At 59.7% G+C, this 24,825-nt stretch carries 19 protein-coding genes; 9 read left to right on the top strand and 10 right to left on the bottom strand.

All coding sequences use genetic code 11. The features are described 5' to 3' along the window. The first annotated feature begins 70 nt into the window (after positions 1–70). Positions 71–1,471, top strand: a complete 1,401-nt coding sequence (locus tag SH410x_RS24195) for an outer membrane protein assembly factor BamB family protein (RefSeq protein ID WP_473671523.1) — start codon at positions 71–73, stop codon at positions 1,469–1,471. 20 nt (positions 1,472–1,491) lie between these two features. Here SH410x_RS24195 and prmC read toward each other — a convergent pair whose 3' ends face one another. The 3 genes from prmC to rpmE are packed head-to-tail and all read right to left on the bottom strand — an operon-like array spanning position 1,492 to position 3,798. After that, positions 1,492–2,415, bottom strand: coding sequence for a peptide chain release factor N(5)-glutamine methyltransferase (gene prmC, locus SH410x_RS24190; RefSeq protein WP_473671521.1), 924 nt, complete (start codon positions 2,413–2,415; stop codon positions 1,492–1,494). 55 nt (positions 2,416–2,470) lie between these two features. Further along, entirely contained in the window at positions 2,471–3,553 is a 1,083-nt protein-coding gene (prfA, locus tag SH410x_RS24185; protein WP_473671520.1) for a peptide chain release factor 1, read from the bottom strand. Next, positions 3,550–3,798, bottom strand: a complete 249-nt coding sequence (rpmE, locus tag SH410x_RS24180) for a 50S ribosomal protein L31 (protein WP_473671519.1) — start codon at positions 3,796–3,798, stop codon at positions 3,550–3,552. Before rpmE ends, prfA begins: the two co-directional genes overlap by 4 nt. A 552-nt stretch (positions 3,799–4,350) precedes the next feature. Between rpmE and SH410x_RS24175 the strand changes: the two genes are divergently transcribed. From SH410x_RS24175 to SH410x_RS24155, 5 genes are all read left to right on the top strand, one after another. Then, complete coding sequence (locus SH410x_RS24175) at positions 4,351–8,322, top strand: S1 RNA-binding domain-containing protein (RefSeq protein ID WP_473671517.1); 3,972 nt, start codon at positions 4,351–4,353, stop codon at positions 8,320–8,322. After that, positions 8,319–8,813, top strand: a complete 495-nt coding sequence (locus SH410x_RS24170) for a hypothetical protein (protein ID WP_473671515.1) — start codon at positions 8,319–8,321, stop codon at positions 8,811–8,813. Before SH410x_RS24175 ends, SH410x_RS24170 begins: the two co-directional genes overlap by 4 nt. 245 nt (positions 8,814–9,058) lie before the next feature. After that, positions 9,059–9,589, top strand: coding sequence for a rhodanese-like domain-containing protein (locus tag SH410x_RS24165; RefSeq protein WP_473671513.1), 531 nt, complete (start codon positions 9,059–9,061; stop codon positions 9,587–9,589). Between the two features lie 12 nt (positions 9,590–9,601). Next, on the top strand, positions 9,602–12,562 hold the full coding sequence (locus tag SH410x_RS24160; RefSeq protein WP_473671511.1) for a VWA domain-containing protein: 2,961 nt from the start codon (positions 9,602–9,604) through the stop codon (positions 12,560–12,562). Positions 12,563–13,626: 1,064 nt separating this feature from the next. Further along, the gene (locus SH410x_RS24155) at positions 13,627–15,243 is read left to right on the top strand and encodes a transposase (protein WP_473671510.1); all 1,617 of its coding nucleotides are present in this window, start codon (positions 13,627–13,629) and stop codon (positions 15,241–15,243) included. Between the two features lie 387 nt (positions 15,244–15,630). Here the strand turns inward: SH410x_RS24155 and coaD are convergent, their stop codons facing one another. From coaD to trpB, 4 genes are all read right to left on the bottom strand, one after another. Beyond that, positions 15,631–16,116 (bottom strand): pantetheine-phosphate adenylyltransferase, encoded by a 486-nt coding sequence (coaD, locus tag SH410x_RS24150; RefSeq protein ID WP_473677390.1) that lies wholly within the window; start codon positions 16,114–16,116, stop codon positions 15,631–15,633. Positions 16,117–16,197: 81 nt separating this feature from the next. Continuing rightward, a complete protein-coding gene (locus SH410x_RS24145) occupies positions 16,198–17,319 on the bottom strand; it encodes an aminotransferase class V-fold PLP-dependent enzyme (protein ID WP_473677389.1) in 1,122 nt (373 codons plus the stop codon). Positions 17,320–17,387: 68 nt separating this feature from the next. Then, positions 17,388–18,479, bottom strand: a complete 1,092-nt coding sequence (locus SH410x_RS24140; RefSeq protein ID WP_473671508.1) for a class I SAM-dependent methyltransferase — start codon at positions 18,477–18,479, stop codon at positions 17,388–17,390. 2 nt (positions 18,480–18,481) lie between these two features. Continuing rightward, positions 18,482–19,708, bottom strand: coding sequence for a tryptophan synthase subunit beta (gene trpB / locus SH410x_RS24135; RefSeq protein ID WP_473671506.1), 1,227 nt, complete (start codon positions 19,706–19,708; stop codon positions 18,482–18,484). A gap of 272 nt (positions 19,709–19,980) precedes the next feature. Here trpB and SH410x_RS24130 point away from each other — a divergent pair, with 272 nt between their 5' ends. Together SH410x_RS24130 and SH410x_RS24125 are read left to right on the top strand one after the other, a co-directional pair. Then, positions 19,981–21,078 (top strand): hypothetical protein, encoded by a 1,098-nt coding sequence (locus tag SH410x_RS24130; RefSeq protein WP_473671504.1) that lies wholly within the window; start codon positions 19,981–19,983, stop codon positions 21,076–21,078. A 51-nt stretch (positions 21,079–21,129) separates the two neighbouring features. Then, entirely contained in the window at positions 21,130–21,933 is an 804-nt protein-coding gene (locus tag SH410x_RS24125) for an exodeoxyribonuclease III (RefSeq protein ID WP_473671502.1), read from the top strand. A gap of 38 nt (positions 21,934–21,971) precedes the next feature. Here SH410x_RS24125 and SH410x_RS24120 read toward each other — a convergent pair whose 3' ends face one another. Then, entirely contained in the window at positions 21,972–22,487 is a 516-nt protein-coding gene (locus SH410x_RS24120; RefSeq protein WP_473671500.1) for a DinB family protein, read from the bottom strand. A 242-nt stretch (positions 22,488–22,729) separates the two neighbouring features. On the opposite strand from SH410x_RS24120, the gene SH410x_RS24115 reads away from it, so the two are divergent. After that, a complete protein-coding gene (locus SH410x_RS24115; protein WP_473671498.1) occupies positions 22,730–23,554 on the top strand; it encodes an inositol monophosphatase family protein in 825 nt (274 codons plus the stop codon). A 394-nt stretch (positions 23,555–23,948) separates the two neighbouring features. Here the strand turns inward: SH410x_RS24115 and SH410x_RS24110 are convergent, their stop codons facing one another. After that, entirely contained in the window at positions 23,949–24,221 is a 273-nt protein-coding gene (locus tag SH410x_RS24110) for a DNA-directed RNA polymerase subunit omega (RefSeq protein WP_473671496.1), read from the bottom strand. Beyond that, positions 24,206–24,817: a guanylate kinase gene (gene gmk / locus SH410x_RS24105; RefSeq protein WP_473677388.1), complete on the bottom strand. Its 612-nt coding sequence runs from the start codon at positions 24,815–24,817 to the stop codon at positions 24,206–24,208. The genes SH410x_RS24110 and gmk overlap by 16 nt, the downstream gene beginning before the upstream one ends. Between the last annotated feature and the right edge of the window lie 8 nt (positions 24,818–24,825).

Raw genomic sequence — 24,825 nt, 5'->3', positions numbered from 1 at the left:
CGCGGTCAACTCTTCGCTCCCACCTAGCGAGGCCATTACCCTTCCCGCCATTTTTTCCTGAGCCCCACACATGCGTCCCTGGATTATTTCCAAACCACTGCGAATCGATTGGGCCTGCCTGCTGGTGGGGTTCCTGGTGGGCGGCAATGGTTTTGCTCAGGCCGAATCGCCGGCGACGGTGTCTGTATCGGGCTCGGCTCCGACCGACGCAGTCCCATGGCCGCGTTTTCACGGAGCGATGGGCTATGGCGATGCTCCCGAGGGCAGATTGCCCAAAACATGGACCGAGGGTGACTATGCGTGGTCGTTGGACCTCGGTGGCACCGATGTCGGCTCGATGGTCGCGACCGATAATACGGTCTTTCTGCTAGACGCAAAAACAGATCCGTCGACGCCGGGGGCAAAGGCATTCACGGGCAAGATTGATTTTGTCGCGGTCGATCTCGCGACCGGCAAAGAGAAATGGCGACACAGTCACCCGTTTGCGGACCGCAAGCGTCACTCCCGCAATACGCCCGCCTCGACGACGCCCGCGGTGGCCGGTGACCGCGTCTTTTTTGCGTACGGGGATGCTGAGGGAGCGTATTTATACGCATACACACTCGCTGGCGAACCGCTCTGGGATCGCCAGCTCGGGCCCTGGCAAGGCGTGCACGGATTTGGGGCCAGTCCCATGGTGACGGGGTCTCAAGTGATCCTGTTTAATTCGCAACAAGCCGATGAACTGGAGTCATGGCAGGTCGCCGGTCAGAGCCGGATGCTGTCTTTCGATGCCGCCACGGGCAAAGACCTGTGGAGCACGCCACTGAAGTCAACGCGTCCATGTTACGGCACGCCGTCGGTCTATCGCCCCTCCTCGGATCAGGCGGGCAATCCGTCAACCGGGCCGCCCCAGTTAATTGGGGCCAATAAGGGGGACGGATTGTTTGGGCTGAACCTGTCGACCGGAGAGATGCTGTGGTCGCTGCCGGTGTTCAACAAGCGTTGTTGCATGTCGCCGCTGATCGTAGGCGATCTCGCGATTGCGAGTTGTGGCAGTGGCGGAGGGGGCAATTACATCTCAGCTGTCCGTATCCCTCAACACCCCGGCGATGCTCCACGGGAGGTGTTTCGCATCACGCGTGGTGCGTGCTATGTGCCCACACCTGCCGTCAAAGAGGGGTTGCTGTTCGCCGTTTCTGACAATGGAATCGCCAGCTGTTTTGACACCGCTGAGACGGGGCGACCGCGATGGAGTCAGCGTTTGGGAGGCAACTTTGGTGCGTCACCGATTATCGTCGGCGAGCAGGTCTTGATGATCTCGCTTGAAGGTGCCGCCCACATCACCGACGCCAGTGACCGCAAGAGTGAAGTGAGTGAATTTGACCTCGGCGGTCGCGTGGGTGCCGCACCAGCCTTCGCCGCGGGCCGATTGCTGTTACGAGTCGGTGCAAAACTGCACTGTCTCGATTGCAGTACGGCGTCTGAATGATCGCGATAGGTTGTCGCTGATCAATTGGTGTCTGGCGGATTGCTTTGGAGCGGATGGCTGGCCAGTGATAGAATGCGTTGGTGGCCGGCTAGGTCGCGGATTCGCTTGATATCGCACCAGTGCCCGCTCGCTTCGGCGATCGCTTTGCACGCGTCGGCAATCATGGGGCTGTATTCGAGAATCAGTCGTCCGCCGGCATGAAGATGCGCGGGTGCATCGGCGAGGATGCGGGCAATGATCTCCGTTCCGTCGGCACCGGATAGCAACGCCCCGCGAGGTTCGTGGTTGCGGACCGTTTCGGGCAGTTCGTCGTATTCGCTTTGGCTGATGTAGGGTGGGTTTGAGCAGATGACGTCAAATTTTGCGTCTGGTTCGAGTCCCGCAAACAGGTCGCTTTGCATGAGCGTGATCCGCTCGTTGAGCTTCTGTTTGTCAACATTCCAACGCGCGATGTCGAGGGCTGGCAAGGAGACATCCACCGCGACGACTTCGGCATCCTTGAGATTCTTAGCGACTGCAATCGCAATCGCGCCGCTGCCGGTTCCGATATCGAGAATCCGTAGCGGGCGATCGGCAACATTCGCTGCGATCCGTTTCGCTTGATCGATCGCTTCGACGACGAGGTGTTCGGTTTCCGGTCGCGGGACGAGCACGTTTTCGTCGACACGAATCGGGATCGAGTAGAACTCGCGGAAGCCCACGAGTTGGGCGACGGGAGCGCCTTCTCCGCGCCGCCGGACGAGTTCACGGAACGCGATCCGCTGCTCGTCGCTGGGGACTTCGGCAAAAGCCGTGTAGAGTTCAATCCGCTCGCAGTCGCGGGCGTGGGCGAGCAGGATCTCGGCATCGAGACGCGGCGATTCACTGCCGCGTGACTTGAAAAAATCCGAGGTCCACTGCAGCAACCGCAGCACGGTCCATGGTTCGGTGCTGGGGGTAGTCATGAAAAAGGAGCGTCCGTTGCCAAAGAATCCGTTGTTGAAAAAGAACAGGACCGGTTCAATCGATCATGTCACCGCGGAGTTGGTCGCGGTCGTACTCAATCAACGCTTCGGTGACGGGGCTAAGGTCACCGGCAATGATTTGATCAAGTTTGTACAGGGTGAGATTGATGCGGTGATCGGTCAAGCGATTTTGGGGGAAGTTGTAGGTGCGGATGCGTTGGCTCCGGTCACCCGAGCCGATCAAACCTTTGCGTGTTTCAGCTTGTTTGGCCGCTTCCTCTTCCCGCTTCTTCTCGTAAATGCGTGCTTTGAGCACCCGCAACGCCTTCGCCAAATTCTTGTGCTGGCTCTTTTCGTCTTGGCACTGCACGACGACGCCGGTTTCGTAGTGCGTCAACCGGATCGCTGATTCGGTCTTGTTGACGTGCTGGCCGCCGGGGCCACTGGCGCAGAACTTATCGACGCGATAGTCGTCGGGCTTGATGTTGACTTCGACGTCTTCCGGTTCCGCCATGACGGCGACGGTTGCCGCCGAGGTATGCACTCGTCCTTGGGTCTCGGTTTCAGGGACGCGTTGGACGCGGTGTCCACCGGATTCATACTGTAGATCGCGGAATACGCTTTCGCCCTCGATGGTCAGCATGATTTCTTTGAACCCGCCCATTTCGGTAGGGCTGGCGTCCATGACCTCCGTCTTCCAGCCGATTTGCTCGGCATGGCGGCGGTACATTTCATAGAGATCGCGTGCAAAGAGCGCGGCTTCATCGCCACCGGTTCCGGCGCGGATTTCCATCACGCAGCGTGTCCGGTGCGAGTCGTCGCCGCCAACGGTGAAGCTGAGCAGGTCTTCCCACAGCGATTCTCGCTGTGAGCGGAGCGACTTCATCTCCGTTTCAGCCATTTCGCGTTCTTCGAAATCGTCAGTCTCTTCGGCGATTTCTACGCAGCCTTGAATCTCTTCACTGAGCCGTTTGAACTCGCGATACTTACCGACAATGCGGGCCAAGCCGCCGTGTTCACGCGCCGCCGCGCTCATTTTTGCACCGTCGCTGAGGACCGCTGGATCGGCCATGTCAGCTTCGAGCTTTAGGAAACGGGCGAGCTTTTCTTCGAGATTGTCGCGGATCGAGCCGCTCACTTGCTAGCTTTCTTTGCCTTTTTAGGCTTTGCCAGGCTACCGTAGGTGCCCGCAGCAAATTTCTTCTGGAACTTATCAATCCGGCCCGCCGTGTCGACGTACTTCAGTTTGCCGGTGTAGAACGGGTGACAATCGCTGCAAATGTCGATTTTCAACTCGGGGCGAACGCTCCTGGTTTGGAACGAGTTGCCGCAACCACAGGTGACGGTGGTTTCTAGATAATTCGGGTGGATGCCGTCTTTCATGGCTGTTTACACAAAAAAATGGGCTGATTGGGTCGCAGTTCCAGAGGCAGAACGCGAGTTGTGTGCTGTTTTGAACAGCAAATAGTACGCGAGAGCAGCCCTCCAGTTCAAGGGCTGGCCTGCTGGATTGTCATTATTAAGCAGTGACGGCCGGCGTCGTCTGGGCGGATCCATCGCCTGGATACTCGCGATGGGCGGAATCACGTCGGTCGACAGATCGTCGCCCGCCGGCTCGGTGGGCCTGGTCCGGTCCAACGCCTGGATTGCTCACGACGGGCCGAGGGGTTGGTTGACAATATCGACCATGTTGACAATGCGAGGGTCATGGGCATATGTTTTCCAGGCTCGATTACGAGCGGTTTGCCTATGGTCCTCGCAGCGTTTCGATCAAGCTGATTTCGCGTCTGATTTATGGGATGCGTTTTCTGCCTGATGGTGACACCCTACGCGACGGTGATCGCTTGATCTTCTTACCCACTTTTGCATGTTTCGCGGACGACCGTTTGACTCTCGCGTCGTCCCCTTCAAGCTAGTAAAGCGACCGAACATCTGATGAACGTTGATCTGGATGCAATTGCCCAACGCGGGCATTGCGAGGTGTCGAGTTTACGTTTGGCCCTGCCGTTAATTGAGCAAGGTTACACACCCCCGTTTCTGGCTCGCTATCGGCGAGACGAACTTGGGGGAATCGACGAAGCGAGCTTATGGGCACTCTCACACGCGGTGCGTTCTCAGCAACGACTCGACGAATATCGCGAGCAATTGAACGCTGCGTGGCAATCAACTCAGTTAGCCGACCCGGCACTGGGACGGGCGATCTCGGGAGCGAAGTCACGTCGGCTATTGGATCGACTCAGCCGCCGCATCAAATCCGAGGCGAGTGAATCGGGCAGTCTGGCCCAGCGACTCGCAGTCCGCCTGCTCAGCCCCGAAAAGGGCGACGGTGAAGATCTCGAAGCGATCGCTGCGTCACTGATCGAAGCGTCCGCGAAAGCAACACCTCAGGTTGACGCGGGCGAAGGGGCAGCTGAAAAGGCGGAATCCCCCGAAAGTTTGCCTGCGGCGACTCCGACAACCGATGCCGTGATCGCCAAACTCGACGATGCCCTGGCGAAACGACTCAGCGGCGATCCACGGATCATGGGCGCTGCCGTCCGCTGGCTTTCACGTCACGCGAAGATTCATGTCGTCGAAGTTACCGATCCTCATGGCAGTGAGGACGACGATGAAGCCGGGGGCTCGGCCAAATCGAAGAAGGCTGCCAAGAAACGAAAGAAGACCAAACCACAGCCGAGTGAAGCGGTCGCAGCTGCCCAGGCTCCTGCCAGCGAGGCTGGTTCCGAGAGTGCTGCTGTCGACGCCACGCCGACTGCAGTCGCCGAGTCAAGTGAGCCGACGGCGCTAGCGGCGGATGCGGGAGCTGCTGCACCCGAAACTGCCCCAGCGGAAGAAGTTGCCGCAGCGGAATCTCCAGCAACCGAGGTAGCAGGTGCCGAGCCCGCTCAGCCGGCGGACTCGTCGGCAAGTGTGGCTCCTACATCGCCGGCTGTGGTCCCCGCCGAGTCGACACCTGAGGCCGTCGTCGCCGAGCCAGCGGCGACAACGCCGCCAGCAGCGAGCGATGAGACCGAGCAACCCGCCGAAGCCGAGTCGGCACCCACTGCCGAAGCGGAGTCAGCACCTGCCGAAGCCGAGTCGACCACGCTCGATGCGAGTGCTCAGCCGACAGCCCCTGCGGAAGCGGCCGCACCTGAGATTCCAGTCGTGCCGGGTGATTTCGGGGTGCCGAAAACAGCCGCGGGAGCGACCTCGCCAGCTGCGGAAGTCGCGACCAAGGAGCAGAAAGCCGCTGCCAAACCTGCGAAGAAGAAAAAGGTTTCGCCGCGTCAACGCCGCCGTCGTTGGCTCGTCAGCACACTCAAGCCGCTCGCCGGCAAACGCATGCCTGCGGCAAAGCTGAGTGCATTCCAGATCGTGATGCTCGGGCGTGCCTTGCGGAGTCAAGTCGCCCAATGTGCGTTTGATTATGACGCCGCTCAGTTGGTCGCCGAAATGCAAAAGGCCGCCACAAACTTAAATCGCCATTTTGGTGATCACCTCGCAGGCATTGTCGTCGCGAACGAAGCGGCCCTCCGTGATGCCGCCGAAGGTGCTTGGTGGGACGAAATCCAGGAGCAGGCCTCCGCGCGTCTGGTGTCTATCGCCGCCGATAATCTGCATACCCAGATCAATCGTGGGGGTGTTTCCGCCAAGGTCGTCATGTCAATCGATGCGGTCGGACCCCGCACAGCGGCGACGTCGATCGTTGCGGCGGACGGTCGTGTTCTGCACAACGAAGACATCCCATGCCAATTGTCCGCAGCGATGCGAACCCTCGCGGTGACAAAAATTGGTGAGCTGATTCACCAATACCACGTCGATTTGATCGTGATCAGCAATGGTCCGGCGCGGCGCGCGTGCATGATTGCTACGGGAGAGCTGATCAAACAATCCGCCGAGCATTCCATTCGCTGGACACTCGCTGACCGCAGCGGCGCGGACGCCTATGCGGGCAGCACCGCGGGTGACCAGGAGATGAAATCGACACCACGTCGATTCCGGGCGGCTGCTTGGATCGCGTTCTCGACCCTGCAACCTTCTCAGGCCATGGTCAAAGTCGATCCTTTGAAGCTGCGATTGGGATCGTTCCAGCGTGAGCTCTCCGATCAAGCCATCCTGGATGCACTCGAAGACGTGCTGGTCAGCGGTGCCGCTCGCGGTGGCGTGGACATCAACTCCACAACACCTTCCTGGCTGGAACGATTACCAGGCATGACGCGTCAAACCGCGGAATCCATCGACTCCCAGCGTCGCGAAAAGCTGATCAGCTCACGCGAAGATTTGCTCGCTCGGGCGGATTGGCCCTCGTCGATTCACACGCGACAGGCACTGCCGTTCTTGCGAGTCTTCCGCAGCGAAGAGACGCTCGACGGAACTCTGATCCATCCAGAGGACTATCCGCTTGCGAAGCGTTTGGCCAAGGCGCTCGAAATCGAACTGCCGCCCGCATCGCCAGTGGGTTACGAACTGCCCGACTACAGCACGCCTGTTCAGGTTGAGCCGGTCGCGAGCACGGAAGTGGTCAGCGAAGAGTCGTCAGCGGCGGGTGCTGAACCCGCTGAGGAGACAACGGCGTTCGGGCCTACGGAGACGGAATCAACCGACCCTGTTGCCAGCGAAGGTGAAACGGCACCCGAGGCCAGTGACTCGCCCGTCGCCGAGGCAACGGACGCCCAGGCAACGGAGAACGCTGATGGCGAGCCATCGCTGAGCAGCGATGCCGAACCCAGTGCAGAACCGGCAGACTCCGAAGCAAGCCCGGCAGCGGAAACTGAAACCGAGCCAGAGGCGACGGCAGCCGAACCGGCAACGCCGCCTGTGGCAGAACCTTTCCGGCAAGTGAAACCGGAACGGGCCAAGGTCGAGAAATTGATCAAAGAGTGGCAGGTCGGCGTTCATCGCTCCCTGCAAATCGTTAGCTGGTTATGTGAACCCTTTGGGGAAGGCAATGTGACCGGTCCGGCCCCAGCTGTGATGGACAGCATGCCCGCGCTGAGCGACCTGAAACAGGGCGATCAAGTGATTGGCGTTGTCGTCGGCGTCATGCCCTTTGGCGTGTTCGTCGAGCTGACGCCTGAGTGCAGTGGCTTGATTCATGTCAGCCGCGTGTCGGACGGTTTTGTCGAAGACCTGCACGAAGCGGTTCAGGTCGGCGATGTCGTGACCGCTTGGGTCACGGGGATCGATAGCAAGCGCCGCCGGGTCGGGTTGAGCGCAATATCGCCCGAGCGAGAAGCCGAGATGCAGACGCATCGTCATGACGGACGCGGCGGCGGACGCGGTCAAGGCGGTGGCCAGGGACAAGGCGGCCAGCGTGGTTCACGCGGCGGTGCTGCTGCTGGTGGAGGTGCTCCGGCGGGCGCTTCGCGCGGCCGAGGTGGTAATCCAGCCGGTGCTGCCAGCGGCGGACGAAGTTCGGGCCCAGGAGGTGAACGCACCCCATCAGCAGGCGGTGGTCAGCGCCGGGATAATCGCGGCGGTGGCGGCGGTGGCGGCGGTGGGCGAGACGGTAATCGAGGCCGCCCAGCAGGCGGCGGACGACGCGATCAACGTGGCGGCGGTCGTGGACCACGCCGCCCCGAGATTTACGAAGTCGTCGGCAAGGAACCGGACTCGGCTCCACTTTCCGAAGCCATGCAAAAGGGCAAAGAGCCGCTGCGATCCTTCGGTGACCTGATGCAGTTTGTCACCAAGGAAAAAGCGCCAGCGGAAAAGCCAAAACCTGCGAAAGAGAAGCCGGTTGAGGCCGCAACCTCGGCGGAGATTGAGCCCACCAAAGTCGAAGCCACGCCCGTGGCGGACGTTCCTGTCACGCCACCTGCTGCCTCGCCAGCGGATTCAAAGCCAGCTGAGGCGACTGGCGAGACCGCCAGTGCGTCCGCCGAGAAATCGGCTGCCGGTCCGAGTGAGGGAGCATCCGAATGAGCGACGATTTTAATTCACGGCTCGAATCTGCCATTGAACGAGGTCGTCGTCGCGGTGAATATCAGGCATCGGAGGAGCGACGCAAGGAACTCAGCGAGGAGGACCTTAAACGCCTGCATACCTCCTATCGTTTGTCGCTCTCCGAGCAGATTGAGTCTGCGATCCAACGGGTCGCCGAGCACTTTCCTGGGTTTCGCACCGAAGCCATCTTCGGTGAAGAGGGTTGGGGCGAGGCCTGCTATCGCGATGATCTACGCATCGAATCGGGTCGCCGCAATAACCTGTACAGCCGACTCGAGCTCGTTATCCGGCCGTACAGCGACCTTCGTGTGCTCGACCTCAAGGGCAAAGGCACCGTGATGAACCGCGAGATTTTCAGTCGTGCTCATTACACTAAAATTCAGGATGTCGATCCGGAAGAGTTTGCTCGGTTGATTGACACCTGGGCCATCGAGTACGCCGAACTCTACGCTGCCAAGAGCAGCGTTTAGAAACGCGTCGGAACGTCCTATCGACGCTCAGCCTGCTTGAGGATTCTCCGGCAGGCTCGCGTTGATCTCGATGGGGCGCTCGGCATGGGGAGCGAATCACCAACGCCGTGGCCGTGATCGGCCCGGCGAGTCGTGCGGCATGCGGCGGGAAAATGGGCTGCGAGCGAATTTCGTGGGCGGGCAAGGCGGGAGTGCGTTATATTGAGGATCGCTCCCGATACGACCAACCTCCATTCGCTATCGCCATGAATCAATCGATCATCTCTCTTGCCGTGCTTCTGTTTGCCGCCGCCCAGCCGCAGATCGCGTCGGCCCAGCTGTTGGAATTGCTCCGCAGCGGACCAGCCATCCAAACGATCGAAACGGCAGACCTCAGCAGAATGCTGGTCGCCCAGCAGCAAGCCGAAGCCGACGCCAAAGCTGCCGGAGAGCAACCAGCCGAACCCCATTTCGTTCTCGTTGATGCACGCAGCGAAGCGGAGCACAAAGTGTCCATCATACCGGGGGCGATCACGAAGGCTGCCTATGAGAAGGATGCGAAAAAGTACCAAGGTCGAACGGTGATCCCCTACTGCCTCAGCGGTGGTCGGAGCAAGGCGTATGCGAAACAGCTCGTCGGCAAGGGCGTTGAAGTGAAGAATTACCAGGGAAGTATTTTGGCGTGGGTGGATGCTGAGCTACCACTCGTCACACCCGCCGGGGAGCCGACCAATCGAGTCCATACCGTTAGTGATCGCTATTCGGTCCCCGACCAATACGAACAAGTCACTCAGTGAACCTTCCACTCCATGCAATTCACCTTTGACGCTCCGGGCTACTTGTGGTTGCTGATCCTGCTGCCGCTGGTGGCCATTTATGGTTACCGGCATCTACAGGGTTTGGGACCGCTGCGCAGCGTGTTGGCAATCCTGCTGCGTGTGTCGGTGATGGCTGCGGTGGTGTTGGCGATCGCAGGCGCGAGGCTGGCTTGGACGACCGATCGCGTGTCGGTGATGTATGTGCTCGATCAGTCCGAGAGCATCAACTTGGATCAACGTGAGCGGATGTATGAATACGCGCGCCGCAACGCTGCCGAGCATCGCAGCGCATCGCGAGAAGATCTCGCGGGCGTGATCCTGTTTGGTGCGGATGCGTCGATCGAAGTTCCACCCTTTCACGATGACCTGCCAAGCGTTTCGGGACGCAGCCAAGTCGAGATTCGCACCGATGCCACGAACCTCGAACAAGCATTGACGTTGGCGGCGGCATCGATGCCAACGGACACACGGCGGCGGATCGTTGTTTTTACCGATGGCAACGAAACCCAAGGGCAAGTGGAGAGAGTCGCCGCGCCGATCATCGCGTCAGGAATCGGTATCGACTTCGTCGCCGTCACGCCGCAATCGGGGGCCGATGTGATTGTCGAGCGGATTGACATGCCGACCGAAATTCGCACGGGGCAACCACTCGAAGCACGGGTGGTGATCGAGAATATCTCGCAGGGCATGGCTGGCTCGGCGCTAGCAGACGGTTCGCTAGCACCGGGGGACACCGAAGACTCCTTCCAGGCCAAGGGGGCCAGCGTGAAGGGGCGATTGCGAATCACGCGAGAGTTCAATGGCGAAGAGGAATTATTGGCCGAGCAGACCGTCGAGGTCGCACCCGGCAAGAACGTGTTTCCGCTGCGGCACACCATCACACGGCCCGCTCCCTATACCTACTCGGCGCAGTTCATCGCGGACTCGGCCGCAGGAGACTCGCGGCCCCAGAACAATCGTTCGAGCACCTTTGTCAATGTGCGTGGCAAGAGCCGTGTGCTGCTGATCGAACCGGCAAAGCAATCCGAAGACTGGGCGAAATTTGTCGGCATGCTGCGGGATGAGGAGATCGAAGTCACCGTCCAACCCAGTGATGCGACGTTCACATCGCTGGCCGAACTGCAGGCCTATGATGCCGTTATCCTGGCCAACGTGCCCCGTGTCAGTGGTGATTCAGCCAACACGATTTCGCAATTTTCGGATGATCAAATCGATCTGCTCGTTCGCAACACACAGCAGCTCGGGGCGGGATTGTTGATGGTCGGCGGCCCGGATTCATTCGGCGCCGGAGGCTGGACCGGCACGGAGCTCGAAACCGCCATGCCGGTCGATTTCGAGATCAAGAATGCGAAAGTCAACGCGGTCGGTGCCCTGGCCCTCGTGATCGATAGCTCGGGATCGATGGACGGTGAGAAGATGGTGTTGTGCAAGGCTGCAGCGCGGGCGGCGGTGATGATGCTCGGCCCCAGCGACTCACTCGGCATCGTCTCGTTTGACTCCGCTGCACACGAAGTCATCCCCATGCAAAAGGTCGGCCAACGTTCGCACATGCTGCCCATGATCGGTCGGATTCGGCCTGGTGGAGGAACGGACATGTTCCCCGCCATGCGGCAAGCCTTTGCTCAACTCACCCGCGCCGACGCATCCGTTAAACACATGATTGTGTTGACCGATGGGCAAACCCATCCAGGCGACTTTTTGGGGCTGGTCCAGCAAATGAAGGACGCAGGGATCACGGTCACCTCCGTCGCGATCGGCCAAGGCGCCGATGTGAATCTGCTCCGACAAATTGCCAATGCGGGAGGCGGCAAGCTCTACCATGTGATCTCTCCCAAAGCGATTCCGCAGATCGTGATGCGGGAATCACGCCGGGTTTCGCGGCCGCTGATCTTTGAAAGTGGCGAAGGTGTCCAGCCGCAAATTACCTACTCGCACGAGTTGCTCGCAGGAATCGATACCCCGCCACCGATTCAGGGCTATGTGATGACGACGATGAAAGACAGCCCACTGGCGCAGTCATTGATCGAGGCCCCCGGCCCCCAGGAAACCAATCATCCCGTGCTGGCGGTTTGGCAATACGGGCTCGGCCGGTCCGCCGTCCTGACCACGGATGGTGGCCAGCGGTGGGCCAGTGATTGGAATGCGTGGTCGGGCGATTCCAAACTCGTCAGCCAACTCGTGCGATGGTTGATGCGCCCGGCGGGTGATACCGGCCAGTTCTCACTGGCGACAATCGTGCGCGACGACGGTGTGGAGGTGGTCGTGAATGCACTCGACGCCCAAGATCGATTTTTGAACTTCCTCGAGCCGGCGGGAGCCGTGCTCGGTCCCGACATGCAGCCGATCGCGTTGACCCTCAGCCAGACCTCACCGGGTCGGTATGCGGGAACGTTTTCCACCGATCAAGCGGGGAACTACTTCATCCAAGTCATGCCTGACGCGTCGTCCGCTCCGTTGACGACGGCCGTGACGGTGTCCGCCAGTAAAGAGTATCGCGCTCGACAAACCAATACACCCTTGATGGATCGTGTCGCCAAATCCCAAACAGACAAGTCGTCAGGCGGAGAGGTTGTTCGACTCAATGAGACCGATGCCGAGCAACCCATCGAACTCAATCCCTATCGCAGCGGCCTGGCCGCGATCGGGTCCATCCGCGACGCCTGGCCGATGCTGGTACTACTGGCCTGTTGTCTGTTCTTTGCCGATGTGACCGTGCGCCGCATCGCTCCGCGATTCGGTTGGATCAAGTCCTTGTTCGCATCGACCGCCACCGAACCGGACAGCGACGCCACCAGCATTGACCGGCTCGATGCGCTCCGCCAAGCAAAAACTCGGGCACACACGGGCAAGCAGACCGCCGTCCTCGATAAACCATCGACGGAACCAGTTGTCGAAGAACTCAGCTACAGCGAACGCCTTCTCCGCGCCAAACAGAACGCACGCCGTTCGTAGGCTATTGATTGAGCCGAATGCCGTAAGGCATCGGGTAACCCACTGGGCAGTCCCTGAGCCGAATGCCGTAAGGTATCGGGTAACACACTGGGCTGCCCCCTGAGCCGAATGCCGTAAGGCATCGGGTAACCCACTGGGCAGTCCCTGAGCCGAATGCCGTAAGGCATCGGGTAACCCACCGGGCAGCCCCTGAGCCGAATGCCGTAAGGCATCGGGTAACCCACTGGGCTGCCCCCTGAGCCGAATGCCGTAAGGCATCGGGTAACCCACCGGGCAGCCCCTGAGCCGAATGCCGTAAGGCATCGGGTAACCACTGGGCAGTCCCTGAGCCGAATGCCGTAAGGCATCGGGTAACCACAGGTCTGCTCCTGAGCCGAATGCCGTAAGGCATCGGGTAACCCACCGGGCAGCCCCTGAGCCGAATGCCGTAAGGCATCGGGTAACCCACTGGGCTGCTCCTGAGCCGAATGCCGTAAGGCATCGGGTAACCCACCGGGCAGCCCCTGAGCCGAATGCCGTAAGGCATCGGGTAACCCACTGGGCTGCCCCCTGAGCCGAATGCCGTAAGGCATCGGGTAACCCACTGGGCTGCCCCCTGAGCCGAATGCCGTAAGGCATCGGGTAACCCACTGGGCTGCCCCCTGAGCCGAATGCCGTAAGGCATCGGGTAACCACCGGGCTGCCCCCTGAGCCGAATGCCGTAAGGCATCGGGTAACCCACCGGGCAGCCCCTGAGCCGAATGCCGTAAGGCATCGGGTAACCACTGGGCAGTCCCTGAGCCGAATGCCGTAAGGCATCGGGTAACTCACTGGGCTGCTCCTGAGCCGAATGCCGTAAGGCATCGGGTAACCACTGGGCTGCTCCTGAGCCGAATGCCGTAAGGATACCAGGAACAATAAGTGACGGGTTTACCGTAGTGGATCTTGTTAAAGATCCTGTTCTGGATGGATCTTTAACAGACGCGCCCGACAAAAGTCTCATGCTACCGGCTTCTTTCGTGGGCGAGATGCGTTACCTTTTGCTGTATGGATTTAGCTTTTTTCTTCGAGTGGTCGGTTAGTCAGTGAAAACCATCGAACTACCTACGCAGCAAAGACTTTTCGACCCGTTCGAGGGCGTCATCGGCCCCATGGGGCGAAAGATGATCGACAACGGATGGCAGGGCCTCCTTCGCGACGTGCTCTTGGAGCAGATGCCCATCGGCCTCGTCGGTGAGCATCTCAGTGACGATCAAGGACGACCAACCTTTGAGTTGCACGCGATCATCGCGCTCCTTTGGATCCGTGACTTTCAAGGCTGGACGGTCCCCCAGACCCACGAAGCACTGCTGTTCCGAACCGACATCCAGTACGCACTGAACTTGGAGCCAAGCACCGAAGTCACTCAGCGAACCATTGAACGCTACATCGCTCGAATGCAAAGCAACGAGAAGATCGGTGAGGAGATCTTCGCAGGCGTTACCGACACCCTGCTGCAAAGCATGGAAGTCAAAGTCAAAAAACAGCGTCTCGATTCCACCCATGTGCTCAGCGACATGGCCACCCTGGGACGCGCCCAAATGATCGGCGTGGCACTGCGGCGGTTCTTCAAGAAAGTCGAAAAGCACGACGCTCAGTCTGGTTCGGCTAGGCTGATCGACCGATTTGACGACGAGCTTTTGGCCCGCTACCGCAAGCAATCTGACAGCCGAATCTTTGGCGACGCACGCACTACCGAACAGCGGAAAATTGCGTTGCAGCAAGCCGCCGAAGACCTCTGCTTAATCCTCAATGAATTAACCGAAACCAAGCCGATCTGCGACTGGGACTCCTTCAAACAACTGCAAACGATCTTTAACCAGCAGTGCGAGCTTCGGGAGGAATTCGTCGAAGTTCGCAAGAAAACCGGCGGCCATGTGATCGTCAATCCGTCGGATGCCGACGCCACCTATAGCGGTCACAAAGGAGCCGGATACCAGGTTCAAATCGCCGAGACGTTCAACGAAGACGGCGAGCCGAACTTGATTACTTCGGCCAAAGTCGAAACCGCTGCGGACAACGACGCCGATGCGGTCTCGCCGGTGTTGGAGGACTTGAAAAAGCGAGACGCCATGCCAGACGAACTGCTGGCTGATACCGCTTACGGTGGCGATGCCAACGTCGAGTCGGCTAAGCAAGAAGGCGTCGAATTGGTCGCTCCGGTGCCAGGCTCGAAGAAGTACGATGCTGATGAAATCGGCTACGACCAATTCAAGCTCAACTGCGCCGGTGAACTGGAGTCTTGCCCGGCTGGTCACGCTCCCGAGTCGACCAACTACAACGCCAAAGGCGACTACACTTTCGCACAGATGGATCCCGAGAAGTGCCAGCACTGTCCGCTGCTTGCACACTGCCGCGTTCAACGCAATCGGGACACCGAGCAGCCGACCGGCCGCATTCAATTTACCGGCAGTGCGGTTCGAGCCGACGCGCGTCGTCGCCACGAGCAGAGCGACGAGTTCCGCGATAGGTACCGTTGGCGGTCGGGTATCGAAGGGACCAACGGCTGCCTCAAGCGAATGATGGGCTTGGGTCGGCTCCGCGTTCGCGGCCACAATGCGGTGAAGCTTTCGATCCTACTGAAGCTGGCCGGTTGGAATCTGCTTCGAGCGGTGGCAATGCGCCGCCAGCGAAAGAATTCGCTCCAATTGGCCACTAACTAGGAAAAACAGGGGCAATAGGCGACTAGGACGACGGTTCATGTAGAGCCTGCGACTCCTCGACAGTCAAACCAGGGCCTCCAGAGATCCCCAGCTAAAAACTTTTGCACCACCAAAAAAAGTCGCCCGCAGCAAAGCCACCTAATGTCGGGCGCGTCTTAACAAGATCCACTACGCCAGTTATTGGTCCCGCGTTGCTAATGCATCGGGTAACCCGAGCCACCCGGCCGTCCACGCGACTTCGAGCAGAGCCGGCACGTCACGATCACAACTTGCGGGCGGTTACGCCCCAGTTGCGTCGTTTTTCGAATCGGTACTCAGCATTTTCGTGAGCGCATTCTGGGGGCACAGCCGAATTCTGGGGACACAGCCGAAATGACGGTCGTCCCTCTATGTCGCGTGGCTTCGTAATCGCTTGCGGATCGCCGGGACGACCTGCTGTGGGACAAACTTCGTCAGGTGTTCGTCGTTGTCGCTGATCATCGCGATCTGTTTGAGCAACGAGCTGCTGACGTGAGCGAACCGTTCATCTGCCATCAGGAATACGGTTTCGATTGCCGGGTCGAGCTGGCGGTTGGCCATCAGCATGGTGAACTCGCCGGCAATGTCCGTCAGTGGGCGGATGCCGCGGACCATGACCCCTGATCCGAGTGAGCGGACAAAATCAACGGCCAGAGTATCGAACGTTTCCACACGCACGTTGGGGAGATCACGGGTGACCTCGGAGACCAGTTCGACACGCTCGCCAATGTCAAAGAGCGGTCGTTTGTCGGCGTTGATGCCGATGCCGACGACGAGCGTTTCAAAAATTTTGGACGCGCGCTCGATGATGTGCAGGTGGCCGGATGTGACGGGGTCGAACGAGCCCGTATACACCGCGACGCGGTGCGAGAGTGTGCCGTCACTATGGGGAGTGGTAGCGGTGGTGGATTCTGGCAAGAGACGGCATTCCTGGTTTTAAGGGGAACTTGAAATCAAATCGGCCAAACGGAACAGGTCAGCGTCGTCATTGTAAACATGAACGCTAGCTCGCACGCCCCCACCGCGACAACTAACCACGACACCGTTTTCAATCGCACGGCAGCGAAAGTCGGCGGGTAATTCGTTATCGAGCTCAAAGGTCACGATACCGCTGTCATGGGCCGCCGCCGGCGAGTTGTCAAAGAGCGGCTTGCCGCCACGCTCAACGATCAAAGCGCGCAGCCGCGCGGCGCGTTCGAGCACGCGCTGGCCGATTGCCCCATCACCATGCTGGCGTGCCACCTCCACAAACATCTCGAGGGATGCGGCAAACGCCATCAATCCAGGCATGTTCGCCGAGCCGGTTTCATATCTCGCCGCGTCATCCCGCAGTTCCAAATCGCCTGCAGCAAAAAGGTGGGCATTGCGGACACTGGCCCAGCCCACGTTCTCGCACCGCAGCAGCGGCAGGTGTCGGCGGCGGATCACGGCCACGCCGGCGCCCTCGGGGCCGAGCATCCATTTATGACCATCGGCCGAGAGAAAATCGATGTCGCAGGTGCGGAGGTCGAGCGGGTACATGCCCATCCCTTGGATCGCATCAACAAATACCAGCACACCCCGTTGGTGAGCCTGCTCGATCAGTCGCGGCAGATCGATCCGGAACCCGCTGGCGTAGCCCACCCAACTGACCGAAATGAGTTTTGTTCGCTCGTCGATCGCAGCGATCAAATCATCGACGTCAACACGCCCCTGGCGACGGGGAACGATCTTGACTTCGACGCCGCGCGACGCCAGGTTCAGCCACGGATAATGATTGCTGGGGAATTCTCCCTCCGGCAGAACCACATTGTCGCCGCTCTGCCAAGGATAGCCGTTGGCAACGAAGTTGATCCCCGCGGTCGTGTTGGGAATCAACGCGACCTCGTCTTTTTCGCAGTGAATCAACTCCGCCGTCAAGTCACGTAGTGACTCGACTTGGGCGGACCACTCCAGCCATCTGACATCGCCACAGCTCGCCGCGACGTCGGTATAGTCCCTCAGCGTATCGGCGGCAGGAGCGCTCAGTGGGGCGACGGCAGCGTGATCCAAGTAGGCCCACTGTCGCGTCACGGGCATCTGATCTCGCCACCATGACCACACCTCGTCGAGCCGGCTTGGGCAGGGAACCCGTGTCCGTGATTCACTCACGGTTTGCTCCCGATCATCATCCCCAATCCAACCCGACTGGCGGCGATGTAGGTGAACTGGATGTTTTCGTATCCCGCGTCGCGGAAACTCTGTTCCGCATTCTTCAGTTCGGGGACAGCTCCCTCGCCCGTCTGCACCTGCAACCGCAGGGCTTCGAGAGATTCCGAAAGCGTCGGGCGATGCGGGCCGCGAAACAAGTCGATCACCACGATCCGGCCGCCCGACTTCAAGCTCGCGAGGCAGGACTTGAGGATTTGGCTGACCTGGGTCGTCGAGTACGCATGCAGTCGCTGGGCGATGAGGATCATGTCATAGGTATCGGCAGGCAGCGGTGTGCCGAGCACGTCCCCGGCTTTCGCCTCAAAGCGATCATTCAATTCGATCGAGTCCGCCATCGACTGCGCCGCCACCAGGGCCGCTTCGCTGTCGATGGCGGTCACATGAATGGCGGGTTCGCAAAACGCCATCGCGCAGCTCCAGACCGCCGACCCGCAGCCCAGATCGAGCAGTTCGATGGGTTCGGTCGGAGTCAAGTCGGGCGAGATTTCGGCAGCGGCGATTTCGGCAGCGGCGGGCTCGGTGGGAGCGTCTGGTTTCGCGTTTGTTTCAGGCGTTTCCTCGCCCGGCCCAAAGCCTAGGATCTCAGCCGCTTGCATTGCCGCGGGAGTGTGTACCCACTGCGTCGCAGCGACCGCGTCAGCACGTGCCCGCAGCCGATCGGTATGTTTCTCCGCCAGTGCCTCGTGGTCCGGTGCATCGACGGGCTTCTGCCGCAGGGTGTCGGCAAGCTGCTCCCACGTCGCGTCACCGAGATCCGTATCGTACTGGCAGAGTAACCGGGCGGTCGCTGACAGCGCGTAGTCTTCTTGATACTGCTCGATGATGCCGACCGAGATCAGTGAGTGTAGCAGCAGGAGTAATCGGTCCTCGGGGATCTCCAGATTCTCGGCGAGTACCGGCAATGTTTTCTGCCCAGCGGCGAGCTGATCAAACAGACCGACCGCCCGCGCCGTTCGCAGCAGGTGCGAGGTCGCATTGATCGTCATCAGTTCTTGATAGTGGTCGAGCGTGCGATCTTGATTTGACATCTCTACCACTCCTCCCCACGCAGGCGGGCGATTTCCATCGCGTCTTTGTCGCCGCGACCGGACAGACAGACGACGAGGTGCTGCTTGGGCGACATCTCCGCTGCGATGTCCATTGCCTTGGCGACCGCGTGGGCGGATTCGAGTGCACACAGAATGCCCTCGCTGCGGGCGAGTTGCTCAAACGCTTTCATCGCCTCGTCATCGCGGCAACCGAGATACTCTGCCCGCAGGGTATCTTTCCAGTAGCTGTGCTCGGGGCCCACGCCGGGATAGTCCAGCCCTGCGCTCATCGAATGCACGTCGCAGGTCTGGCCGTCGTTGTCCTGCATCACGTAGCTGTAGCTGCCGTGCAGGACGCCGGGCTTGCCATAGGACAGCGGCGACGCATGATCGCCGGGGGCTGCGGATCGTCCGCCCGCTTCGACACCCACCATCCGTACCGATTCGTCTTCGACAAAGGGATAAAACATCCCCGCCGCATTGGACCCACCGCCGACGCACGCCACCAAGCAATCGGGCAATCGTTCGAACGTGTCGCGGCACTGTTCGCGTGTTTCTCGGCCGATGATGGCTTGAAAGTCGCGGACCATCATCGGGAACGGATGCGGTCCAATCACGCTACCGATAATGTAGTGCGTGTCTTCGACCGACGACATCCAATCCCGCATGGCTTCATTGACCGCGTCTCGCAGTGTTTTCGACCCGCTTTCGACCGGTGAGATTTTGGCGCCGAGCAACTGCATGCTGAACACGTTGGGCTTTTGGCGACGGATGTCTTCGGCGCCCATGTAGACGGTGCATGGCAATCCGAAATGAGCACAGGCGGTGGCCGTGGCGACACCGTGCTGGCCCGCCCCCGTTTCAGCAATCACGCGAGTTTTCCCCATCCGCAGGGTTAGCAGCGCCTGGCCGATGGTGTTGTTGATCTTGTGAGCACCGGTGTGGTTGAGGTCCTCGCGTTTGAGCCAAATCTGGGCGCCACCGACGCTCTCGGACAGCCGCCGGGCGTGATAGAGCGGGCTGGGCCGACCGACGAAAGTCTTTAGCAGTCCGCTGAGTTCACGTTGGAACTCCGGGTCGCGTTTGGCTTGATCGTACTGCTCGGAGAGCTGATCGAGCGCGCAGGTGAGGGTTTCCGGTACGAAACGTCCGCCAAAATCGCCAAATCGGCCCTGCGGGTCGGGGACCTGGGCGGACGCGGCAGCAATCTTCGAAGCAGCTGTACTCATTGAATCTCAGTGGGTGATATCGTCATTCGAACGCTCCGATTGTCACGGTAATTGAAAACTGGGTCAACGCGACCGACGCGGCGATGCGGCGATTTCCGCCCGAAAGAATTTCCAGATGGGTCTCAGTGAAAAAACGCTACAATCCAAGTCAGCACCTATCCATGATCAATGCTTTGACAATGAGCCCTTCGATGTCTCAGAAGAAATCGAGAATTCTCCAGCTTCACCGTGGCCTAGGCGGCTGGCCCGTGTTCTTCTCATTGGCCGGTAGGATGCCTCGAACACGGTGCGCCGCCGCCTTTCTCATGCTGGTGCTGTTCGGCGCTCCGCTCGCCGCGGCCGATCTCGAGATGGTTGATGGGTACGGCTTTGTCACGGGGGTGGTCGAGGCCAGTCGCAAGGGATTGTTGGTGATTGAGAATTCAGGGAACCAGTTTTTCTATCAACGAGCCCGCGAGTATGACTTGCCTGATGGGCGGTACCTCGGCTTTTACAATCAAACTCTCAACCGGATCATTCGGTTTCCCCGCAGCGGTCGCGGGCCCGTCGAACGCGCCGATCTCGATACGATCTACCCGCAGTTCCGACCGGCGAGTGTCTCGGTCCGGCCGATCGGAAGTGGACCGGGCTTTGGCCCCTATCTGCCCGGCTGGCTGGGCCCGCCGAACCTCGGCACCGCACCGGGATACAGTTTTTACAGCGGGACCTGGTATGGCGGTCGACCGTACGGCGGCCCGTGGCGTGATCCATGGCGTGGTGGGCCCGGATTTGGGGGCCCAGGCTTTGGAGGCCCAGGCTTTGGGGGATGGCCCGGATTCGGCGGTTACTACCACAGCGGCATTTCGATTTCGGTAGCAGCCCCGCCCTTGATGGCCGGGCCGCTGGGGTCGCCGCTGTCGAGTGCCCCGTCGCAATCGACGTTGCTCGAATCACGCGTGGTCGATGAAGGCAAACTGCCACCCGTCGAGATGGAATTCATCAACACTCAAAATGAAACGCTGCTGGTCACGCTCACCGACGCCCAACATCCCGGCAAGCAACCGCAATACAAAATCCCGCCCGGCGGCAGCCAGCGGGTCAAGCTGCCTCGCAGTGCTGGGCAAACGCGGATCAATCGCTATCAAACCTGGGACGATGCGGGAAACCCTACCGAGCGTGAAGTCCGTGTTGCCATCGATCCGCAAGTGCGATATGAAGTGGTCGTCGATCGGCTGCGGATCCAATCCATCGCGATCGATCGAACGGGCAAGAGTCCCAACGAGATCGAAGACATCAACATGCAGAGCATTCCCGTCGGTGGATTCAGTTTGCCGCCTGGCGATCAACTCGTCTCTGGCACGATCGACGTATTTGCTGCAGCACGAAGGTAAGAAATGATCACCACGGAACGTCACTTATCACCGACAACATCGAAACAACCTGTGACTGCTCCTGCTACCGATCTCGTCCCGCTGCGTCTTGTTTCATGGAATGTCAATGGGATTCGCGCCGCGATGGGCAAGGGGTTCCGTGATTACCTCGAAACCGAACAGCCCGACATTGTCTGTTTGCAGGAGACCAAGGCGCGTGCGGAGCAGGTTGACACTGAGTGGGCGGAATCGCTCGGGTATGAATTCGTCTGGAATTCCGCTGACAAGGCTGGCTACAGCGGCACGTCGGTGTGGACGAAGCAGCCGATGCGAAAGCATACGCTGGGTATCGGAGCGGATGAGCATGATCGGGAAGGACGTGTGATCACGGCAACTTGGGACGACTTCCACTTGGTCAACGTCTACACGCCGAACTCGCAGCGAGGGTTGACGCGACTGGATTATCGCTGCCGCTGGGACGCCGAGTTCCTCGCCTATGTCAAGGAACTCGACCGCAGTAAACCCGTGTTAATCTGTGGTGATCTGAATTGCGCTCACCAAGAAATCGACCTTGCCAACCCCAAAGCCAATCGCAAGAACGCGGGCTTCACCGAACAAGAACGCAGCGGACTGACTGCGATGGCCGGCGCTGGGTTCGTCGATTCGTTTCGACACTTTGACGACTCATCGGGCAACTACACGTGGTGGACCTACCGCAGTGACGCGCGGGCCCGAAACATCGGCTGGCGTTTGGACTATTTCTGGGTCAGCGAAAGGTTCATGCCACGTGTCTCCGGTGCCGGCATTCGAGCTGAGATTCTCGGCTCGGATCACTGTCCGGTCCAAATCGACCTGGCAGCAAAGAAGCTGGTGTGAGCAACGCGTTCGGGATGCCTCGAGCATCCCGAGTCGAGCTATGCGGCTTCCATCCCCGCTGCCCGCCGCCATGCGCTGAGTTGGCCCATGTGCATCATCATGTGGCCACCCAAGTAGAACGCATGCATGGACCCGATGGTCGCAAATTTGGCTTGCATCCGCTCGAGCGGATTCTTCGCGGCGAACAACGCATCGTCGCTGGCGAGCAGAGTTTCGATGGCAGTCTTATGGGCGGTATCGAACTTCTCGATGAGCTCTTCCATCGCCGGATAGATGCTGCCGTCGGGATCGTCCTGGCAGGTTGCTGCAGGCGAAAACAGCGATTCGTACTGGCTTGTCGGGGCGATCGCGGTCGCGTCTCCGCCCAATTCCGTCACCACGCGGCTGGGGTATAGGCTGAGGTGCCCGATAATGAACGCGGGATGGTTGGAACGGATCATTTGTCCCTGCACCTCTGCAAATCGACCAAACTGCGACGCCGGAATGTCTTTCAGCAGTCGCTCGGCATAGGCCACGCCCATGGCAGCCGAATCCGCGATCATCGATCCAATCATACTACTTTTTCCAATTTTCGATTAATGTGTCACCCCACCGGGGTCTTGCTATGAACCTAGCGGTTTAAGTGAACGAGCGGAAAATTGCTGTCTGATATGGTGGTCGAACGCTCCGCGGTCGACCATTCCGACCGCGGAGCGTTCGGCCACTTATTTTCCGCTCGTTCCTAAGTGAACCACAAAACTCCAGTGGCATCAATCACGGGCGGGAAAGCGCTTCGAAATCTGCTAGGCTGGCGCGCATGACACAACTCCAGAATCATCTTAATATTGCTGTGGCGGCCGCTCGCGAGGGCGGCGACGTCCTCCGCCGGTACTTCGAGCAAGGCGTGGAAATCCGCGACAAGTCCGCCGACGGAGGGAAAACTTACGACCTCGTCAGCGATGCCGACCTCGAGAGCGAACGGGCGATTGCCGCGTTGTTGCGAGAGGCCTTTCCGACTCACGAGATGCTCGGCGAGGAAGCGCTGCAGGGGGGCAATGTCGATGCCGATCATCTGTGGATCATCGATCCGCTCGACGGCACCAATAATTTCGCCCACCGGATCGAGCACTTCGCCGTCTCCATCGGCTACTACGAGCGTGGCCAGGCAATGGTGGGTGCCGTTTATGATCCAATACACGATGATCTCTTTACCGTCATTCGGGGCGGTGGCGCCCATCGGGGTGGGCAACGCGTGCAGGTCAGTGGGACCGACTCTCTTCGCCAAGCCATGATTGGTTGCGGTTTTTACTATGATCGCGGTGCCATGATGCGCTCGACGCTCGGCGCGATCGAAGAGTGCTTCTCAAACGATATTCACGGTATCCGTCGGTTTGGGACCGCATCGCTCGATCTCTGCATGGTCGGCTGCGGGAAGCTCGACGGCTTCTTTGAATACAACCTGTCGCCCTGGGATTTTGCCGCCGCGGCACTCTTCGTTCAGGAAGCGGGTGGCCGGGTGACGGACGCCCGTGGCAATGACTTGCCCGTCGGCAGCACGAGTGTCGTGGCCAGTAACGGACGATTGCACCCTGCCTTGGTCGAAATCACAACGCGACACCATCCCGATCAGGGGGCTTCCTGATTCCGAGCACGGCCGATTGTCTGGGGTGACCGCTTCGTCTCCAGGGACGCGATGCGTCTCGCACACCGAACCGTCTCGCACACCGGACGATGCGGGGGGGAAGCGGGCAACGTCTGTCATCGCTTTGCGATTTCAGGATTTCGTGCACCTGCCGCCCCGGACAGATCTCCGGGGGGCTATCAGGCTGTTGATTGAGTCGAAGTTCGACCGGCAGCGTTGATCCGAATGCCCGGCGGCCTTGGTAACACGCGCCACCCGGCCGCTCACGCGACTGAGCTCATGGCATCGACATGCCGTCATGGCATGCCAGCCTGTTTCGGTTATCGAGCGGAACCCGAGCGACCCAAGACTGCGTCAGCCGCAATCTTTTCACCGCCCAGTCCCATCGATACGACTATAGGTCCGACGCATCCAGTTCGGGAGCTTCGGCTGCGGCGACGATCGCATCCAAGTCATCGGTGTGCTCGATATCGCGGTCGAGGTTGAGGAAGATCTTGTTCTGCACAATCTCTTGCAACACGATCGACATTTTATCGTGGGTGTCGATATTGACGAGTGCTCGCGAGCCCTGGTTGAGCTGGACCAATCGCTTTTGGATCAAAGTGGAGAGTTTAAAGCGTCCGCCCACCTTATTGACGATTTCTTCTTCTTTTAGTTCTTCGAGCATGACGAGGATTCCTTATGAATTTGCAAGAGGTGGCAGATATCGTCAACGGTGCGGTCGACGGTCTCATTGATGACTTCGTGGAGGTAGACATGGCGGAACTCCATTTCGCCAGCAGCGGTTTCAAGCCGCGACTGGATCGCGTCCTCGGTTTCGGTACCCCGGTTACGGAGTCGTCGCTCGAGTTCGCTCATACTGCCGGGGTGGATGAAAATGGAGATGGGGGTGTAGCGGGAATCCGCCATCACGCTCATCGCACCCTGCACGTCGATCTCTAAAATTACCCACTTTCCCGCGTTTAGACCAGTGGCAACTTGCTCGGCCAGCGTCCCGTACCAGTGCCCTTGGCTGAAAACCTGTTTGCACTCCAGGAATTCGCCTGCCTCGCGGCGACGCATGAATTCGCTTTCGCTGACAAAAAAGTAGTCCTTCCCGTTGACTTCGCCGTCGCGGGGGCGGCGTGTCGTCACGGAGATTGACGTTGCCAGTGGCAGTGTGCAGACCTCACGCAACCGGTTAGTGACGGTCGATTTGCCAGCGCCACTGGGGCCGGAGATAATCACGAGCCGGCCCGGACGAGCCGTTTCTCCATGCGGCATGGGACGGT

The organism is Rhodopirellula sp. SH410, assembly GCF_055811895.1.
Note: the sequence above shows the minus strand (reverse complement) of the source record. Positions and strands in the feature narration are given on the sequence as shown.

Excerpts from the sequence above, each read along its gene's own strand:
- SH410x_RS24195 (WP_473671523.1), top strand. The coding sequence starts at position 71 with ATGCGTCCCTGGATTATTTCCAAACCACTGCGAATCGATTGGGCCTGC.
- prmC (WP_473671521.1), bottom strand. The coding sequence starts at position 2,415 with ATGACTACCCCCAGCACCGAACCATGGACCGTGCTGCGGTTGCTGCAG.
- rpmE (WP_473671519.1), bottom strand. The coding sequence starts at position 3,798 with ATGAAAGACGGCATCCACCCGAATTATCTAGAAACCACCGTCACCTGT.
- SH410x_RS24175 (WP_473671517.1), top strand. The coding sequence starts at position 4,351 with ATGAACGTTGATCTGGATGCAATTGCCCAACGCGGGCATTGCGAGGTG.
- SH410x_RS24170 (WP_473671515.1), top strand. The coding sequence starts at position 8,319 with ATGAGCGACGATTTTAATTCACGGCTCGAATCTGCCATTGAACGAGGT.
- SH410x_RS24165 (WP_473671513.1), top strand. The coding sequence starts at position 9,059 with ATGAATCAATCGATCATCTCTCTTGCCGTGCTTCTGTTTGCCGCCGCC.
- SH410x_RS24160 (WP_473671511.1), top strand. The coding sequence starts at position 9,602 with ATGCAATTCACCTTTGACGCTCCGGGCTACTTGTGGTTGCTGATCCTG.
- SH410x_RS24145 (WP_473677389.1), bottom strand. The coding sequence starts at position 17,319 with ATGCCCGTGACGCGACAGTGGGCCTACTTGGATCACGCTGCCGTCGCC.
- SH410x_RS24140 (WP_473671508.1), bottom strand. The coding sequence starts at position 18,479 with ATGTCAAATCAAGATCGCACGCTCGACCACTATCAAGAACTGATGACG.
- trpB (WP_473671506.1), bottom strand. The coding sequence starts at position 19,708 with ATGAGTACAGCTGCTTCGAAGATTGCTGCCGCGTCCGCCCAGGTCCCC.
- SH410x_RS24130 (WP_473671504.1), top strand. The coding sequence starts at position 19,981 with ATGCCTCGAACACGGTGCGCCGCCGCCTTTCTCATGCTGGTGCTGTTC.
- SH410x_RS24120 (WP_473671500.1), bottom strand. The coding sequence starts at position 22,487 with ATGATTGGATCGATGATCGCGGATTCGGCTGCCATGGGCGTGGCCTAT.
- SH410x_RS24115 (WP_473671498.1), top strand. The coding sequence starts at position 22,730 with ATGACACAACTCCAGAATCATCTTAATATTGCTGTGGCGGCCGCTCGC.
- SH410x_RS24110 (WP_473671496.1), bottom strand. The coding sequence starts at position 24,221 with ATGCTCGAAGAACTAAAAGAAGAAGAAATCGTCAATAAGGTGGGCGGA.
- gmk (WP_473677388.1), bottom strand. The coding sequence starts at position 24,817 with ATGCCGCATGGAGAAACGGCTCGTCCGGGCCGGCTCGTGATTATCTCC.